Genomic DNA, 15268 nt, shown 5'->3' on the forward strand with positions numbered 1-15268 from the left:
AGACTCCGGGGGATGACACCGGCGGTCCGGCCGAGCGGGAGACGAGTCCGATGAACAGGTTGCACGCGACGAAGGACTTCTGGCTCGCGGCGCTGCGCGCCGACGGGCCGGCGCTGGTGGACGCCGTCGCCGAGACCGGCCCCGATCGAGGGGTCGCCGATCTCACCGACGAGCTCACCGCGCTGCTGCGCTGGGTGCGCGCCACGGTGACGCGCGGCGTGACCGACCGGCCGGTCCCCGATGCGCCGGCGCCGGACCCGGCCCCGCGTCCGGAGTGGCCCGAGGCCCTCGACGCGCTGCGCCGGGAGATCACCGGCACGATCGAGACCCTGGAAGCGCTGGACCCCGACTTCCCCGCGTGGAACTGGGCGCCGCAGCCCAAACGGGCGGCCTTCTGGCAGCGCCGGGTCGCCCACGAGATCTCGCTGCGCCGCTGGGACGCCGAGTCGGTGGCCGGGCGGGCGACGCCGATCGAGACGAAACTCGCCGCCGACGGGGTGAGCGAGGTGCTCGACACCTGGCTGCCGGCCGGCCGCCGGCAGGGTCCCGACGACCTGCGCGGCGTGGTGCAGCTGGTCGCGACGGACGCCGCGCACGAGTGGTTCGTCCGGCTCCGCGGCCCGGGCATCGCCCTGCTCGACACCATGACGATCCTGGACACCGACGACCACCACGCCCGGGCAAAGGCGACCGGCACGGCCAGTGACCTGCTGCTGGCACTGATGGGCCGCAAGCGCACCGATCAGCTCGCCCTGGCCGGCGACCCCCGCCTCGTTCAGGCTCTCCGGACCGGTTGAGCGGCTTTCAAGAAAACGCTCTCCCTCTGAGGGAGGCTAGTGGCTTGCGAGCAAGTATCCTCTGAACCGGTTAAGTACGTCGGACCTGATCAAGAGCAGGAAGCGGTGCAGAATGACGGCAACCGTCACGTCCACGTCGGCGCAGCCGGCGCCCGCGGGGATCACCTTCCCCGAAGGTTTCGTCTGGGGCGCGGCCACCGCCTCGTACCAGATCGAGGGCGCGGCGCGGGAGGACGGTCGCGGCCCGTCCATCTGGGACACCTTCAGCCGCACCCCGGGCAAGGTGTACGCCGGTCACACCGGTGACGTCGCCTGCGACCACTACCACCGGTACGCCGACGACGTCGCGCTGATGGCCGGCCTCGGGCTCGCCGCGTACCGTTTCTCGGTCGCCTGGCCTCGGATCCAGCCGGACGGCACCGGCCCGGTCAACGTGCGCGGCCTCGACTTCTACGACCGGCTCACCGACGAACTGCTCGGCAAGGGCATCGACCCGGTCGTCACGCTCTACCACTGGGACCTGCCGCAGACCCTCGAGGACCGCGGCGGCTGGGCCAACCGGGAGACTGCCGAGGCCTTCGCCGAGTACGCCCAGATCGTCCACCGGCGCCTCGGCGACCGGGTCGCGACCTGGACCACGCTCAACGAGCCGTGGTGCTCGGCGTACCTCGGCTACGGCTCCGGCATCCACGCGCCCGGCGTGCAGGACCCGGTCAAGGCGTACCGCGCCGCCCACCACCTCAACCTCGCTCACGGCCTCGCGGCCCGGGCGCTGCGGTCGGCCGGTGCGAGCAACATCAGCATCACGCTGAACCCGTGCCAGGTCGCGCCGCTCGACCCGCAGAACCCGGCCGACGTCCAGGCCGCCAAGCTCATCGACGGCGTCGCCAACCGGATCTTCTTCGACCCGATCCTGCGCGGGTCGTACCCGACGGACGTGCTGGAGCACATCGCCCGCTTCACCGATCTGTCCTTCATCCAGGACGGCGACGAGGCGATCATCAACGCGCCGATCGACGTGCTGGGGATCAACTTCTACACCCCGTCGTACGTGTCGGCGAAGCCCGGTGCGAAGGGCGCGCTCGACTACCCGGGCAGTGAGGGCATCGCCTTCCGCCCGCCGGTCGGCCCGGTCACCGACATGAACTGGCAGATCGAGCCGGCATCGCTGACCCGACTCCTGACCCGCATCCACGAGGACTACCCCGGTACCGCGTTGATGATCACGGAGAACGGCGCGGCGTACCCGGAAGGTCCTGATGTCGATGGTGAGGTGCACGACCTCCGCCGCATCGAGTACATCGACGCCCACCTGCGCGCCTGCCACGACGCGCTGGCCGCCGGCGTGGATCTGCGCGGCTACTTCGCCTGGTCGCTGATGGACAACTTCGAATGGGCCGAGGGCTACAAGAAGCGCTTCGGTATCGTGCACGTCGACTACACGACGCAGCAGCGTGTGCTCAAGGACAGTGCGAAGTGGTACCGCGAGGTGATCCGGCGCAACGGACTCGACTAGGGAGCGGCTTTGTGACGACGCGGGAGCGGCCCACCCTGGAAGCTGTGGCCCGTCGCGCCGGGGTCTCCCGCGCTACGGTGTCCCGCGTCGTCAACGGCTCCACCACGGTGGCAGCATCGATCCGGGACGCGGTGAACCGAGCCGTCGACGAGCTCGGATACGTGCCCAACCAGGCCGCCCGCAGCCTCGTCACCCAGCGGACCGACTCGATCGCGCTGATCCTGCCGGAGACCGCGAACCGGGTCTTCTCCGACGACCTCTTCTTCCCGGCGATCATCCGGGGTGTCGGGATGGAACTGGAAGCCGCCGACAAACAGCTCGTCCTGATGATGACCGGCTCGGAGGCCGGTCATCATCGCGTGGAGCGGTACGCGGTCGCCGGCCACGTCGACGGCGTCCTGTTCGCCTCGATCCACGGCGCCGACCCGCTCCCCGGCCTCCTCGCCGAACGCGGCATCCCGGTCGTCTGCAGCGGTCGCCCGCCCGCCGCCGTGCCCTACGTGGACGTCGACCACGCCGGCGGGGTCGCCGCAGCGGTCCGCCACCTGGTCGCCGGTGGCCGCCGCCGGATCGCCACCATCGCCGGCCCGCAGGACATGGTCGCCGGTCAGGCCCGCCTCACCGGTTACCGGGACACACTGCGCGAAGCCGGCCTGCCCTCGCTGGTGGCGCCCGGCGACTTCACCCGCGACTCCGGTGTCGCCGCCATGCGCGACCTGCTCGAGCGGGATCCGGCCCTCGACGCCGTCTTCGCCGCCTCCGACCTGATGGCCCACGGCGCGCTGCAGGCACTCCGGGCGGCCGGCCGCCGCGTACCCGACGACGTAGCCGTGATCGGCTTCGACGACTTCGAGATCAGCCGCTACAGCGACCCGCCCCTCACCACCGTCCGCCAGCCGATCGCCGAAGCAGGCCGGACGATGGCCCAGCTGATGCTCAAGCTGATAGCCGGCGACGAGGACGCACCCGAGTCGGTGGTCCTCCCCACCGAACTCGTCCTCCGCGAGTCCGCCTAGAGCGACGGCGTCGAGGCGATCTCGATCGGCTTGCCCAGTGATCTGCGGGCCAGCAGCGTCGCGCCGGCGATCGCGGCCGGCATGAGGAACACCGCGCCGAGCGGGATCAGGAAGGCGGCGAAGACCGCCACGCCGTAGCCGAGGGTCAGCGGCTTGTTCCTGGCCAGCACCACGCGCCGGTGCCGCAGACGCTGACCTCGCCGCTGGAACGGGGCACCGGTCAGCTCCAGCGCCAGCAGCCAGCCGCCGGCCGCGCCACCGATCACGGGCACCACGGTCTGCCCGACGAACGGCAGCAGACCCAGGAAGAAGAGCGGGATCGCCACCAGTACGCCGATACCGATCAACCGGAGCGAGTCCACCAGGCTACGGCGCAGCGACTCCAGGATGCTGACCTCGGCCTCGTCGGGCACGCCGCCGTACCGGGCCTCCACCCGTCCCGAGATCGTCTCGTAGAACGGGTCGCCGATCAGCAGCGTCACCGCCGTGAACGTGAGAATGCCGAGCAGCACCGAAAGCCCGAGGATGCCGGCGCCGGCGAACACCTGCACGACGTCGCGGAGCCAGGCCGCCCAGTCGTCGGCGAACCAGGTGACCTGATCGGACAGGTCGGGCAGGAACCGGATCAGCAGCACCAGCAGGACGATGTAGAGAATCCCGGAGAGCAACGCCGGCAGCAGTCCGAGCAGGAGCAGGCGCGGACTGCGCAGGATCAGCCCCAGCCCGCGGCCGAGTAGTCCGGCCCCGGTCACGAACTCCCGAAGCCCCGCCAGCACCCGACTCTGATCACCGCTCACGGTCCGTGAGCATAAATCCTGCCCGCCACCCGCGACAGACGAGCCTCCCCGGACCATCCAAGATCCGCGATGGGGTCGCGAGGGGCGCGACCATCTCGGCTACGAGAGACACGAGCGCGATCGAGAGCGCCGACCAGCCGCGTATCAGGAACCTGACGGTGACGGCGTCAGGGAAGCAGCCGGCGTCTCGCTCGGTGGTGGGGGCGCGTCGGACGGGTCCGGGTCTTCGGTGATCTGGGTGGGGGTGGGTACCGGCGGGTCGGTCAGCAAGGGCGGGAGGGAGGCGGAGACGAGCGGCGGCGGTACGGAGGTGACGACCGTGACCGTCATCGTGACCGCCGGGGCCGCGGACGGGGCCGAGGCGGGCGGGGTGGAGGTCGCGGGCAGCGATGTGGCCCGGGGCGGGCGGGCCGTGTAGCCGCCCACCGGCGTGGAGGAGGTGGGGGCGGGCGCGGCGCCGAGGCCACCGACACCGTCGGGTTCGCCGGAGAGGCCGAGCGCGGCCGCGTTGATCGCTGGAGCGCCGAGGGCCCAGCCGGCGACTACCGCGAACGGCAGACCGACGATCACCAGACCGAAAAAGAGGGATTTGGGGGACAAGCGCACGTACTGAAGACGCCTCAGACCACCAGAAAGTTACGGCTTTCGGACATCCGGCTTTAACCAGACTCGAAACCGTCAGGAGTTCAGGAAGGTGGAGATCCGGTCCCGCAGCTCGCGCCGGTTGTTCCAGAGGATCGAGGGGCGGTCGAAGACCTGCAGCTCAGCGTGGGGCAGCAGACCCGCCACGCGTTCCGCCCACGCCACCGGGTGGATCTCGTCGCCCTGGCAGCCGATCACCAGTACCCGGCCGGTGACGGCGGTGAGCGCCTCGATCGAGGGTACGGCCGGCTCGGACCAGAGCGTCTCCAGCTCCTGCGCCAGACCGTCCCGCTGCAACTGCTCGACACGCTGACGCAGATGGCTCCAGCCGGCGGGCGTGTTGCGCACGGCCGGTGGCAGCTCGGCCTCCACCGCCTCGGCGATCATCGCGGCCTCCCCCGACTCCACCGAGGCCAGCAGGCGCTCCAGGCGCTGGACGGCGACGGCCGAACGGGCACCGTCCAGCGGGGCGGGAAGGTAGAGCACGGCCCGGTCGAACCGGGCGGGTTCCTCGGCGAGCAGCCGGCAGAGAGCGGCAGCGCCCATGCTCACGCCGACCGCGCGGGTGGCGCCGTGCAGCCCGGCGACGGCGGAGAGCTCGGCCGCGAGGTCGGCGAAGGACCACGGCCCGGGCGGCACGTCGGAGCGTCCGTGCCCACGGAAGTGGAAGAACACCCGCCGGCCGGCCACTCCACTTCCGAGTGGTCGGGTGCCGCCGATGTCGCCCGCTGATCCGTGGGCGAACACGGTCACCGGGTCTCCGGTGCCGGTGATCAGCTGCTCCACCCGTACGCCCGAAGGAAGGGTGACCAGCTCGGTGGCCGGGCCCGGCAGCGTAGGGCGACCAGTCCGCGGCCCGGTCCGATCCCCGCGCTGCAGGCGCGGCCCTCCATCCGGAGGCGGAGGCCCGAAGCGACCCCTCAACGGATCACCAGAAACCCTTGCCGTCGGACAGGTCCTTGAGACCGGGACGGACGTCGAGCAGGTAGACCAGAGCGGCCGCGATGCCGATCATGCTGAAGATCAGCAGCTGGCCCTGGGTCAGGAACGTGATGACCAGGCAGACGCCGATGATCGCGGCCCAGGCGCCCTTCGGCAGGGTGCCGATGGCCTGGAAACCCGCGCCCCGCTGGATCAGGCAGTGGATGAGCGCCACCGACTGCACGATCAGCGAAACGAGCAGAACCACGAGGTCGATGTAGTTGCGGACGTCGTCGTAAAAGACCGGCGCGGAAGAGGCCATGAGGGGGATTCTATGCCGCAGGCCCCGGCGACTGCCGGGGCCTGCGATGCATGTCGTTACTCAGCGGACTTCGGGGCGGCCGGCTTGGCCCGCTTGCGCGGCGCCTTCGGAGCGGCCTCAACGGCCTTGGCCTCGGCCACGACGGCCGGGGTGGCCTCGACGGCCTTCGGCTCCTCGGTGGCCTCGATGTCGGCGTTCACCACGTCGGCGGCCTCGACGACACCGGTGCCGACGACACGCTCGCCACGGGCGACCAGCTCGGTGTAGAGCGCCACGGCACGCTCCTGCGCGACCTGGGCGAAGGCGTTCGCGGCGGTCGTGGCGTTCTCGCGGAGGGCCACGAAGTCGGTGGTGTTGGCCTTGTCGCGGAGCTCGGCGGCCTTGGTGCCGGCCTGGTCGTTGTAGACCTTCAGCGAGGCGGCGGCCTTGTCGCTCAGCTCGGTCAGCACGGCCGGGAGCTTGCGGAGCTGCTGGTACGCCAGGTCACCGGCGCCGGCGGCGGCGTAGAGCGGGGCAGGGATCTTGGTCTTGGTCTGCTCGGTCACTTGGACTCCTCAGTGATCGGGTCTTCGGAAAGCGGCGTTTCGTTGCGCGCGTTCTCGTTGCGGAACGTCTCGTAGATCTGCGACAGGGACTGCTTCTGCGCGATCGTGAGCTCCGGGTCGACCGCGATGGCGGCCAGCACGCCCTGCTGGCCCTCGCCATCGAGCAGCCCAGCCCGCAGGTACATCGCGGGCGTCGACACTCGCAAGGCGCTGGCGATCTGCTGCAGCACCTCGGCGCTCGGCTTGCGCAGGCCACGCTCGATCTGACTCAGGTAGGGATTGGAGACCCCGGCCTTGTCAGCGAGCTGGCGAAGAGAGATCTTCGCGGTCTGCCGCAGGTCACGGATGAAAGTTCCGATGTCCTCGGGCAGATCCTTGTTTGCGGCCATGCATCGAAGTTAGCTCGGAGTGCTAGCTGTTGCAAGCAAAACGCTTGCAACAGCTAGCGTGAACCGAGTCACCGCGCCATTCACCAAACCGCGCGAACCTCGCCGACCGGACGTCCGCCGCCGAGCACGACCTCGTGCAGCTCCGGAGTCTCCACGCCGAGCTTGCGCAGCGCGGACAGCAGCACCGGCACCCGCGCCCGCGTCGCGCCGTCCGAGATCTTCAGAGCGACCGCCCCGGCGCCGGGCATCGCGGCCGCCGCGACCCCGTCGGCGCCCTTCTTGACCAGCAGACCGGGCATCGCGTTCATCAGGACCGTGTCCTCGGTGCCGGTACCCGCGACGAGCGCCGGGTGCTCCCGCATCGCGTCGGCGACCCGCCGCTCCGGCGTGCCCGGCTCGGCCTCGACCAGCCGCTGGAACGCCCGCGCCAGACCGAGCGGCGACACCGCGAAGATCGGCGCGCCGCAGCCGTCCACACCGAGCGCCGCGATCGGCTCGGCGGCCAGCCGGCTCACCGCGTCGGCGAGGGCCTTCTGCAACGGATGATCGATCTCCAGGTACGAATCGAGCGCCCAGCCGTTGACCACGCAGGTGGCGAGCATCCCGGCGTGCTTGCCGGAGCAGTTCATCAGGATCGGCTCGGCTTCGCCTCCACCGCGCAGCCAGGCGTTGCGCGGGGTCTCTCCCAGCGGCAGGTCGGCCGGGCAGCGCAGCGCGTCAGGCGTCAGCCCGACGGCGTCGAGGATCGCCCGAACCCGTTCCACGTGGAACTTCTCGCCGTCGTGACTGCCGCTCATCAGGGAGAGGTCGGCCTCCTCGCGCGGCGTGAGACCGGAGGTCAGCAGGCCGACGGTCTGGAGCGGCTTGTTGGAGGAGCGCGGGAAGAACGGGCTCGCCACCTCGCCGATGCCGTCACCGGTGGTCAGCGCGACGACCCCGTGGTGGACGCTCTCGACGAAGCCGGACCTGACTACTTCAGCGACGATCACGGCTGGGGCACTCCGAGCAGGTCACGGGCCTGGGCCGGGGTCAGCGGCGGGCGCTGCGCCAGCTGGGCGAAACCGACGGCACGGGCCACGAGCTGCATGTTCGACTCGACGGGACGGCCCTTCGCGTACGTCAGGGTGTCCTCCATCCCGACCCGGAGGTGACCACCGGCCGCGAGCGACGCCAGCATCACCGGCAGGGTGCTGCGGCCGATGCCGGTGGCCGAGAAGGTGGTTCCGGCCGGCAGGTCGCGGATCACCTGCTCGCAGGCGACCAGGGCGGCAGCGGTGCCCGGCATCCCGCCCGGGACGCCCATCACCAGGTCGACGTGGACGTGGCCGCCGGACGGCAGGCCGTACTCGCCGAGCAGCCGCTGCAGCGAGGTGAGCTGGCCCAGGTCGAAGATCTCGTACTCCGGCACGACGCCGCGCTCCTGCATGCGGGTGTGCAGGTCGACGATGAACTCCCACCGGTTCATGAAGACGCCGTCGCCGAAGTTGACGGTGCCCATCGTGCAGGAGGCCATCTCCGGTCCGGCGTCGAGCACCGCGAGCCGGGCGGCCTCCGGGTCGGTCACCGCGCCGCCCGAGGAGAGCTGCACGATCAGCCCGGTGGACTCGCGCAGCGCCTCGACGGTCGCCCGCAGCCGGCCCTGATCGAGGGAGGGCCGGGCGTCGTCGTCCCGGATGTGCACGTGGACGATCGAGGCGCCGAGCGCCTCACATTCCTTCGCGGTCGTCACGAGCTCATCCAGGGTCACTGGCAGAGCCGGCACGTCCGCCTTGCTGCTCTCCGCGCCGGTCGGGGCGACGGTGATCAAGGTCCCGGTCATGCGGCTCATCCTGCCAGGTCGATGCCGGATCTAAGCCGGGTCTATGGCCGCGGCCGACTCCCCCACGGTGAGACGGGCGTCGTCGGCCACGTTGCGCTTCAGCACCGCCAGCGCGACCAGCCCCAGCTCGTGGTGCCGGACCGCGGTGCCGACGAACCCGACGGCGCGCCCGTCCAGCTCGACCGGGGTGCCCTTGGCCGGCGGGTGGTCGGAGGCGACGCCATCGAAGTGCAGCAGCACCAGGCGGCGCGGAGGCTTACCCAGGTGGTGCACGCGGGCGACCGTCTCCTGGCCGCGGTAACAGCCCTTGTCCAGGTGAACACCGGTAGCCAGCAGCCCGGCCTCCGGCGGGATCGTCCGGTGGTCGGTCTCCCAGCCCAGCCGCGGCGTCCGGGCGGCCACCCGGATCGCCTCGTAGGCCCAGAGCCCCGCCTGCGGCACACCCAGCTTCTCGATGATCGACGTCTTGGCGGCACGCGGCACCAGGAGGTCCACGCCCAGGGGCACGCGCCGTGCCAGGCCGCCCTCGAATTCGCGCACGGCATAGAGGCTCGTCGGCTCGGGAGGCACCGACCCGGCGGCGAACTTCGGACCCGGCACCTCACCCACCCGCGGCGCCGCCAGATCGGGGAAGAGATCGGCCGCGCCCGGCCCGACCAGCGAGAGGACCGCCAGCTCGGACGACGCGTCGCGCGGCTCCACCTTGGTGAAGAAGCGCATCATCTCAAGGTATTTCAGCAGGCCGGCGCCCGCTCCCGGCTCGGTGTCGAGCCAGGCGGTCGTGCCGTCCTCGGTGATGAAGGCGTGCTGCTCGACGTGCCCGTTGGGCGACAGCACCAGAAGTTCGCTGCCCTGATTCGCCGACAGGTCCGACAGATGCTGGGTCGTCAGCGTGTGCAGCCAGCCGGCGCGCTCCTCGCCCGGCACCGCGATCACGTCACGGTTCGACCGGTCGACCAGGCCGGCGGCGGTCTCCAGCAGGCGCTGCTCACGCATCGGGTCGCCGAAGTGGGCCGGAACACCGGCATCGGCGGATTGCGGGTCGAGGTCCTCGACCATCACGACGGTCACTACTCGTTCTCCTTGCAGTCGCCGCAGACCCCGAACAGGGACACGTGACCCACGTCGACCCGGAAATCGCGCTCGTCCCGCAGCCGGTCGGTCACCGGCAGCATCACCGCGGGATCGACCTCGGCGATCGAGCCGCAGGCCCGGCAGACCAGGTGGACGTGCTGATCCTCGCCGGCCGCGTGGTACGTCGGGGAGCCGTGCGACAGATGGGTGTGGTTCACCAGACCGAGCTCCTCGAGAAGCTCCAGAGTCCGGTAGACCGTGGTGATGTTGACGCCGGCCGCGCGCTCGCGAACCGCGTTGTGCACGGACTCCGGTGTCGCGTGACCGAGTTCGTGCACCGCTTCCAAGATCAGCTGACGCTGCGGGGTGAGCCGCAGACCACGCTCACGCAGCATGGCGGCTAGCGATGTGGCGGACACGCTGTCGAGCATAGTTCGCTACGTTCGACAGCTGTGACCGAGCGGATCCTGGTGTCTCCCGGCGACCTCCTCGGAGACGGTGTCTTCGAGACCATCCATCTTCGGCCGGCGGGTCCGTGGCTGCTGGAGGAGCACCTGGCGCGGTTGCGGCGATCCGCCGAGATCCTGGAGATGCCGCCGCCACCGATCTCCAAGATCCGCACCGCCATATCCGAAATTTCGGAAATGTCGGGCGTACTTCGCATCGTCTACACCCGCAACCGAACCGTCAGCGTGACAGTCTCCACGATCCCCGCAGCCGTGCTGGGAGAACGCCATGACGGCATCCGGGCGATCAGCGCGCGACTGGACGACCCACCCCCATGGTCGATCCGCGAAGCCAAGTCGCTCTCCTACGCGAGCAATTTCGCGGCCCGGCGCTGGGCGGCGCGGCATGGCGCCGAGGAGGTGGTCTGGCTTTCGAGCCGGGGGTACGTGCTGGAAGCGCCCACTTCGTCGGTGGTGTGGCTCACCGACGGGGTGCTGGCGACCGTCCCGCCGGCCGAGGCCGGGATCCTCGCCGGGATCACCGCCGCGCACCTGCTCTCGGCGGCCGGCGAGGCGGGCCTGACAGCGGCGGAACGAATGATCACCCTGCCCGACCTGGCCGCCGCCGACGCGATCTGGCTGGCGTCCTCGCTGCGTGGCCTCGCCGAGGTGACCGAGCTGGACGGGGTCGCCCGCGGCCGATCGCCGTGGACGCCCCGCCTGCTCGAACTGCTGGGGTACTAGCCGCCGATGCGCAGCAGCCGGGCCGACATGTGCGGCTGCAGCCCACTGTTGTCGATCGAGATCTCGTGGGCGTAGAGCAGCGCGCCCTCGACGATCCCGAACAGCCGGTGGCCGCCGGTCACGTGCAGGCCGGACGGCGTGTACGCCACCGCGTCGGTGCCCATCTCCAGCCGGGTCGTCGCGGCCTTGCCCATGTAGAGCTCGGCCACCCCGTCCGGGCGGATCATCGTGGCTTCCATCTCGTCGCCGGGCCGGCCGTCGATCAGGACCGGCCGCCAGAAGCCGGACTCGGTGAGAGCCTGGCCGATCGGCTTCGAGTCGTCGTCGAGCAGCCACGCCCGCGATTCGTAGCGCAGGAAGTCACGCCCGTCGTGACTGATCCGGATCTCCTGGGCGAAGTTGTAGTCCTCCTCCGCCGGGAATCCACCCTGTCCACGGCCCCGCCACAGCCCGACGAACGGCAGCAGGCCGAGCAGTGCCGGGTTCAGGTCGGGACCCGACCGCAGGTCGTGGGTGTCCTCATAGGGGTACCGCTCGACCGGCGGCGCATTGAGCCACGGCGGTGGTCCCAGCGGGTTCTCCTGCTCGGTGCTCACCAACGCCCCCTCGAAATACGAACTGCTAGATAACCGAAACCGCCCGCCAGCGCGCCCAAGGCAGCCACCAGCAGGCTCACGAACCCGATCTCCGTAACCATGACGCGCCCATCTTATGCTGGCCGGTATGGCACGTTTGCTGGTCGTCAAGGCCACCTCCGGCACCGACGGGGCCGAGCGCTGCTCACAGGCCTTCACCGTGGCGAGCACGGCCGTCGCCTCCGGGGTGGACGTCTCGCTCTGGCTGACCGGGGAGTCCGCGTGGTTCGCCCTGCCCGGCCGGGCCGCCGAGTTCGAGCTACCGCACGCCGCGCCGCTCCCCGACCTGCTCGAAGCGATCCTCGCGGCCGGCCGGGTGACGCTCTGCACGCAGTGTGCGGCCCGCCGCGGCATCGGCCCCGACGACGTCATCCCCGGCATCCGCATCGCCGGAGCGGCGGTCTTCGTCGAGGAGATCATGTCCGAAGGCGCCCAAGCCCTCGTCTATTGAGCCCTCGTCTATTGAGCGCAGTCGGTGGTCACGCTCACCTGAGTGCTTTCGCTCCCGGTCGTGACCACGATTGATTCAGATCCTGCCCGGTACGCCCAACCGGCCGCGTCCGACCACACCGGGGTCGTCCCGCCCGGCACGCCCCGGGGACCGTCATCGGGATCGACCGGCGGGACATCGGCCACCCAGGTCGTCGCCGACATGCCCTCCGGGCAGGTCACCGCTCGCGTCAGCGGGGTGGTGGCCGGGGCGGCCCCGAGCGCGGTGAGCGTCTCCGCGAACACGGCCGGCGCCGGGCCCGCCGGCGGATCGGACGCCCCGCTCGTCGCCGAGGACGGGCGGCAGCCGGAGTCCACCCGTACCGTCAGAATCTGATCGACCGACAGCGCCTCGGCGTCGATCGCGATGAACGCTCCCGCGTCGGCGTAGAGCGAGAGCCGCGTCCCGCCGCGCAGCGCCATCACCGAAGCGCGGTAATCGGCGGGCAGACCAGCGGCGATGCCGTCCAGCGCGGCACGGGCATCACCCTCCGGAACGTAGACGGTCAGGTCCCTGGTCGCCACCGACCCCGGTCGCGCCGGAGTGATCGAACATTCGGCGAACCTCATCTCACCGAGACGCAGCGCCCAGCGGTCGTCGGCGGCCGCCGCGATCAGGGCACCCGACGCACGCTGCACCTCGGGGACGGCAGCGGCGATGTCGCGCTGCTCCGGAACGGTCGGCGGGTCCTCGCGCACCGACCAGAGACCCATCCCGAGCAGCACCGCAACCCACGCGGTCACTCCCGCGGCGATCCACAGCCGTCGTCGTCTCATCTCAGTGACTCGTACTCCGGGGATGCGAGGAAGCGCTCGATGATCTCGGCGCTGCCCGGGGTGAACGGCCGGCCCAGCACCTCGCCGGCCGGCACGAAGACCATCGCGGCGCCCTCGCCGAGCACCACGTCGGCCTGGGTCGCGCCGGTCACGCCGTAGTAGTAGTGCTTCTCCCGCTGCTGCTCGGGCAGGTCCTGCCGGGCGAAGAGGCGCAGCGGGCCGTCCGCGACCAGGGCGGACTCCTCGAGCAGCTCGCGGGCCGCGCCCTGCTCCGGTGTCTCCCCCGGCTCGATCTCGCCGCCCGGCAGCCCCCACACGTCCGGGTAGTAGGGCGCCTTGTCGTCGCGCAGCTGAAGCAGCAGCGCACCACTGCGATCGACCAGGAAGGTGCAGGCGACTCTCTTGATCATCAGCCCATTTCTCCGATCAGCTCTGGGCCAGCCTGTTGAGGGCGCCGAGCGCCACGTCGGACCTGGTCGTGTACCAGAACGGGGGCAGCGACTTGCGCAGGAAGGCGCCGTAGCCACGAGCCGTCTCCAGCCGCGAGTCGAGCACCGCCACGACGCCCTTGTCGCCGCTCGACCGGATCAACCGGCCGACGCCCTGGGCGAGCCGGACCGCCGCGATCGGCACGCTCACCGAGGAGAAGCCGGAGCCGCCGTTCGCGTCGACGGCGGCCGAGCGGGCGGCGGCGAGCGGCTCGTCGGGGCGCGGGAACGGCAGCCTGTCGATCACCACGAGCTGACAGGAGTCGCCCGGCACGTCGACGCCCTGCCAGAGCGACATCACCCCGAAGAGGCAACTCTCCTTCTGCTCCCGGAACTTGCGGACCAGGATCGGCAGCGTCTCGTCGCCCTGCAGCAGGATCGGCAGGTCGGTCTTGGCGCGCAGCAGCTCGGCGGCCTGCGTCGCCGCCTTGCGTGAGGAGAAGAGCCCGAGGGTCCGGCCGCCGAGCGCCTCGACCAGCTTGAGCAGCTCCTCGCCGGCCGCGTCCGGGAGGCCGGACTGGGCGGGCCGGGGCAGGTGCGAGGCCACGTAGAGGATGCCCTGCTTCGGGTAGTCGAACGGGGAACCCACGTCGAGCGAGGTCCAGCCCTCGCCGGAAGCCGGCTCACCCTCCGGCCCGGGCGTCGCGGCGGGCAGGCCGAGCGACCGGGCGACCGTGTCGAACCGGCCGCCGAGCGTCAGCGTGGCCGATGTCACCACCACCGTGCGGTCGTTGTAGAGACTCTGCCCGAGCGTCCCGGCGACCGAGAGCGGTGCCACCACGAGAGCGCGGCGGCCGCTGCCCAGCTCGGATTTCTCCACCCAGGCCACGTCGAAGTCGTCCTCCTCAAGGAGGCGCTGCGCGGTCGTGAACAGCTCGTCGAGCACGGCCTTGGCCTGCTGTTTGCCGACCGGGTCGGAGTCGTCGGACTTGACCTCGCCGATCGCGCTGAGCCCGGCCCGGGCCGCCGACTCGAGCAGGGTGAGCGCCATCCGCAGTTGCTCGGGCAGACCGCTGGTGATCCGGCCGGCCGGCGTCTCGGCCAGGCCGACGGTGAGCGCGTCGGCCGCCGCGGCGAGCTGCTCGGCCGCGGACGGCGGGACCATCGTGCGGGCGCGGCGGCCGGCCCGCTCGATCGCCTCGGGGGTGAGCTCGGCCTGCGCGGCCGACGAGACCCGCTCGGCCAGCTCGTGCGCCTCGTCGACGACGAGCAGCTTGTGCGGCGGGACGATCTGGTGCTCGGCGAGCATGTCGACGGCGAGCAGGCTGTGGTTGGTCACCACGATGTCGGCCTCGCGGGCCCGCACCCGGGACGCCTCGGCGAAGCACTCGGCCCCGTAGGGACACCGGCCCGCCCCGACGCAGTCGCGCGCCGGCATCGACACCTGTTTCCACGCGGTGTCGTCGACGCCGGGGTCGAGCTCGTCGCGGTCGCCGGTCTCGGTCTTCGCGGCCCAGGACCGGATCCGCAGGATCTGCTTGCCGAGCTTGCCCGCCTCGCCGAGCCACTGACCGGCCCGGGGCGCGGGGGCGTCGTCGAACAGGGTGTCGACCGGCGCGTCCTCGTCGGCGTGCTCGAGCTTGGCAGCGCAGAGGTAGTGGTGGCGCCCTTTCAGCACGGCGAAGCTGGGCTTGCGGCCGAGGACCGGCTCGACGGCGGCGGCCAGCCGGGGCAGGTCGTGCTCCACCAGCTGGTTCTGCAGGGCCAGAGTCGCCGTCGAGACGACCACCGGCCCGTCCACCAGCAGCGCGGGTGTCAGGTATCCGAGGCTCTTGCCGGTGCCCGTGCCGGCCTGGACGAGCAGATGCCGTTTGTCCTTGACGGCCTTGTCGATCGCCTCGACCATGGCCT

At 71.1% G+C, this 15268-nt stretch carries 19 protein-coding genes and 1 pseudogene; 5 read left to right on the forward strand and 15 right to left on the reverse strand.

All coding sequences use genetic code 11. From position 1 onward, the window contains the following. Nucleotides 1-50 precede the first annotated feature (50 nt). The 3 genes from EP757_RS08360 to EP757_RS08370 all read left to right on the forward strand — a co-directional run bounded on the left by EP757_RS08360 (nucleotide 51) and on the right by EP757_RS08370 (nucleotide 3329). Nucleotides 51-797 (forward strand): maleylpyruvate isomerase N-terminal domain-containing protein, encoded by a 747-nt coding sequence (locus EP757_RS08360; protein ID WP_127543619.1) that lies wholly within the window; start codon nucleotides 51-53, stop codon nucleotides 795-797. 112 nt (nucleotides 798-909) lie between these two features. Continuing rightward, nucleotides 910-2313, forward strand: a complete 1404-nt coding sequence (locus EP757_RS08365; protein WP_127543620.1) for a GH1 family beta-glucosidase — start codon at nucleotides 910-912, stop codon at nucleotides 2311-2313. An 11-nt stretch (nucleotides 2314-2324) separates the two neighbouring features. Then, nucleotides 2325-3329 carry a LacI family DNA-binding transcriptional regulator gene (locus tag EP757_RS08370; RefSeq protein ID WP_127543621.1) on the forward strand — a complete coding sequence of 335 codons (1005 nt, stop codon included), beginning with the start codon at nucleotides 2325-2327 and terminating at the stop codon, nucleotides 3327-3329. On the opposite strand, the gene EP757_RS08375 is transcribed toward EP757_RS08370, so the two are convergent. From EP757_RS08375 to EP757_RS08420, 10 genes and pseudogenes are all read right to left on the reverse strand, one after another. Then, nucleotides 3326-4126, reverse strand: coding sequence for an EI24 domain-containing protein (locus tag EP757_RS08375; RefSeq protein WP_232050420.1), 801 nt, complete (start codon nucleotides 4124-4126; stop codon nucleotides 3326-3328). The two genes, EP757_RS08370 and EP757_RS08375, sit on opposite strands and share 4 nt — an antisense overlap. A gap of 144 nt (nucleotides 4127-4270) precedes the next feature. Next, nucleotides 4271-4726 (reverse strand): hypothetical protein, encoded by a 456-nt coding sequence (locus tag EP757_RS08380; RefSeq protein WP_127543623.1) that lies wholly within the window; start codon nucleotides 4724-4726, stop codon nucleotides 4271-4273. A 78-nt stretch (nucleotides 4727-4804) separates the two neighbouring features. After that, nucleotides 4805-5692 (reverse strand): alpha/beta fold hydrolase, encoded by an 888-nt coding sequence (locus tag EP757_RS08385; RefSeq protein WP_127543624.1) that lies wholly within the window; start codon nucleotides 5690-5692, stop codon nucleotides 4805-4807. 4 nt (nucleotides 5693-5696) lie between these two features. Next, on the reverse strand, nucleotides 5697-6011 hold the full coding sequence (locus tag EP757_RS08390; protein ID WP_127543625.1) for a DUF2516 family protein: 315 nt from the start codon (nucleotides 6009-6011) through the stop codon (nucleotides 5697-5699). A gap of 56 nt (nucleotides 6012-6067) precedes the next feature. Beyond that, the gene (locus EP757_RS08395) at nucleotides 6068-6556 is read right to left on the reverse strand and encodes a hypothetical protein (protein WP_127543626.1); all 489 of its coding nucleotides are present in this window, start codon (nucleotides 6554-6556) and stop codon (nucleotides 6068-6070) included. A gap of 8 nt (nucleotides 6557-6564) precedes the next feature. Then, nucleotides 6565-6945, reverse strand: a pseudogene (locus EP757_RS08400) (helix-turn-helix domain-containing protein); the annotation flags it as partial. Nucleotides 6946-7025: 80 nt separating this feature from the next. After that, nucleotides 7026-7934, reverse strand: a complete 909-nt coding sequence (locus EP757_RS08405; RefSeq protein WP_127543628.1) for an asparaginase — start codon at nucleotides 7932-7934, stop codon at nucleotides 7026-7028. Then, the gene (locus tag EP757_RS08410) at nucleotides 7931-8764 is read right to left on the reverse strand and encodes a 3-keto-5-aminohexanoate cleavage protein (protein ID WP_127543629.1); all 834 of its coding nucleotides are present in this window, start codon (nucleotides 8762-8764) and stop codon (nucleotides 7931-7933) included. Before EP757_RS08410 ends, EP757_RS08405 begins: the two co-directional genes overlap by 4 nt. A gap of 30 nt (nucleotides 8765-8794) precedes the next feature. Continuing rightward, nucleotides 8795-9823 carry a folate-binding protein YgfZ gene (locus EP757_RS08415; protein ID WP_127554138.1) on the reverse strand — a complete coding sequence of 343 codons (1029 nt, stop codon included), beginning with the start codon at nucleotides 9821-9823 and terminating at the stop codon, nucleotides 8795-8797. A gap of 11 nt (nucleotides 9824-9834) precedes the next feature. After that, the gene (locus EP757_RS08420) at nucleotides 9835-10257 is read right to left on the reverse strand and encodes a Fur family transcriptional regulator (protein WP_127543630.1); all 423 of its coding nucleotides are present in this window, start codon (nucleotides 10255-10257) and stop codon (nucleotides 9835-9837) included. Between the two features lie 33 nt (nucleotides 10258-10290). Here EP757_RS08420 and EP757_RS08425 point away from each other — a divergent pair, with 33 nt between their 5' ends. Further along, a complete protein-coding gene (locus tag EP757_RS08425) occupies nucleotides 10291-11028 on the forward strand; it encodes an aminotransferase class IV (protein WP_127543631.1) in 738 nt (245 codons plus the stop codon). Here EP757_RS08425 and EP757_RS08430 read toward each other — a convergent pair. Both EP757_RS08430 and mtfM read right to left on the reverse strand, forming a co-directional pair. After that, on the reverse strand, nucleotides 11025-11624 hold the full coding sequence (locus EP757_RS08430) for an FABP family protein (protein ID WP_127543632.1): 600 nt from the start codon (nucleotides 11622-11624) through the stop codon (nucleotides 11025-11027). The two genes, EP757_RS08425 and EP757_RS08430, sit on opposite strands and share 4 nt — an antisense overlap. Further along, nucleotides 11621-11725, reverse strand: a complete 105-nt coding sequence (gene mtfM, locus EP757_RS44600) for a small membrane protein MtfM (protein WP_041830316.1) — start codon at nucleotides 11723-11725, stop codon at nucleotides 11621-11623. Before mtfM ends, EP757_RS08430 begins: the two co-directional genes overlap by 4 nt. A gap of 14 nt (nucleotides 11726-11739) precedes the next feature. On the opposite strand from mtfM, the gene EP757_RS08435 reads away from it, so the two are divergent. Beyond that, on the forward strand, nucleotides 11740-12114 hold the full coding sequence (locus EP757_RS08435) for a DsrE family protein (RefSeq protein ID WP_127543633.1): 375 nt from the start codon (nucleotides 11740-11742) through the stop codon (nucleotides 12112-12114). Between the two features lie 8 nt (nucleotides 12115-12122). Here EP757_RS08435 and EP757_RS08440 read toward each other — a convergent pair whose 3' ends face one another. From EP757_RS08440 to EP757_RS08450, 3 genes are read right to left on the reverse strand one after another with little or no spacing between them, the layout of a single operon-like run. Further along, nucleotides 12123-12929 carry a hypothetical protein gene (locus EP757_RS08440; protein ID WP_127543634.1) on the reverse strand — a complete coding sequence of 269 codons (807 nt, stop codon included), beginning with the start codon at nucleotides 12927-12929 and terminating at the stop codon, nucleotides 12123-12125. Further along, nucleotides 12926-13339 (reverse strand): NUDIX domain-containing protein, encoded by a 414-nt coding sequence (locus EP757_RS08445; RefSeq protein ID WP_127543635.1) that lies wholly within the window; start codon nucleotides 13337-13339, stop codon nucleotides 12926-12928. Before EP757_RS08445 ends, EP757_RS08440 begins: the two co-directional genes overlap by 4 nt. Before the next feature lie 16 nt (nucleotides 13340-13355). After that, on the reverse strand, nucleotides 13356-15263 hold the full coding sequence (locus tag EP757_RS08450) for an ATP-dependent DNA helicase (RefSeq protein ID WP_232050651.1): 1908 nt from the start codon (nucleotides 15261-15263) through the stop codon (nucleotides 13356-13358). Between the last annotated feature and the right edge of the window lie 5 nt (nucleotides 15264-15268).

Source organism: Actinoplanes sp. OR16 (genome assembly GCF_004001265.1).
Classification (GTDB): Bacteria; Actinomycetota; Actinomycetes; order Mycobacteriales; family Micromonosporaceae; genus Actinoplanes.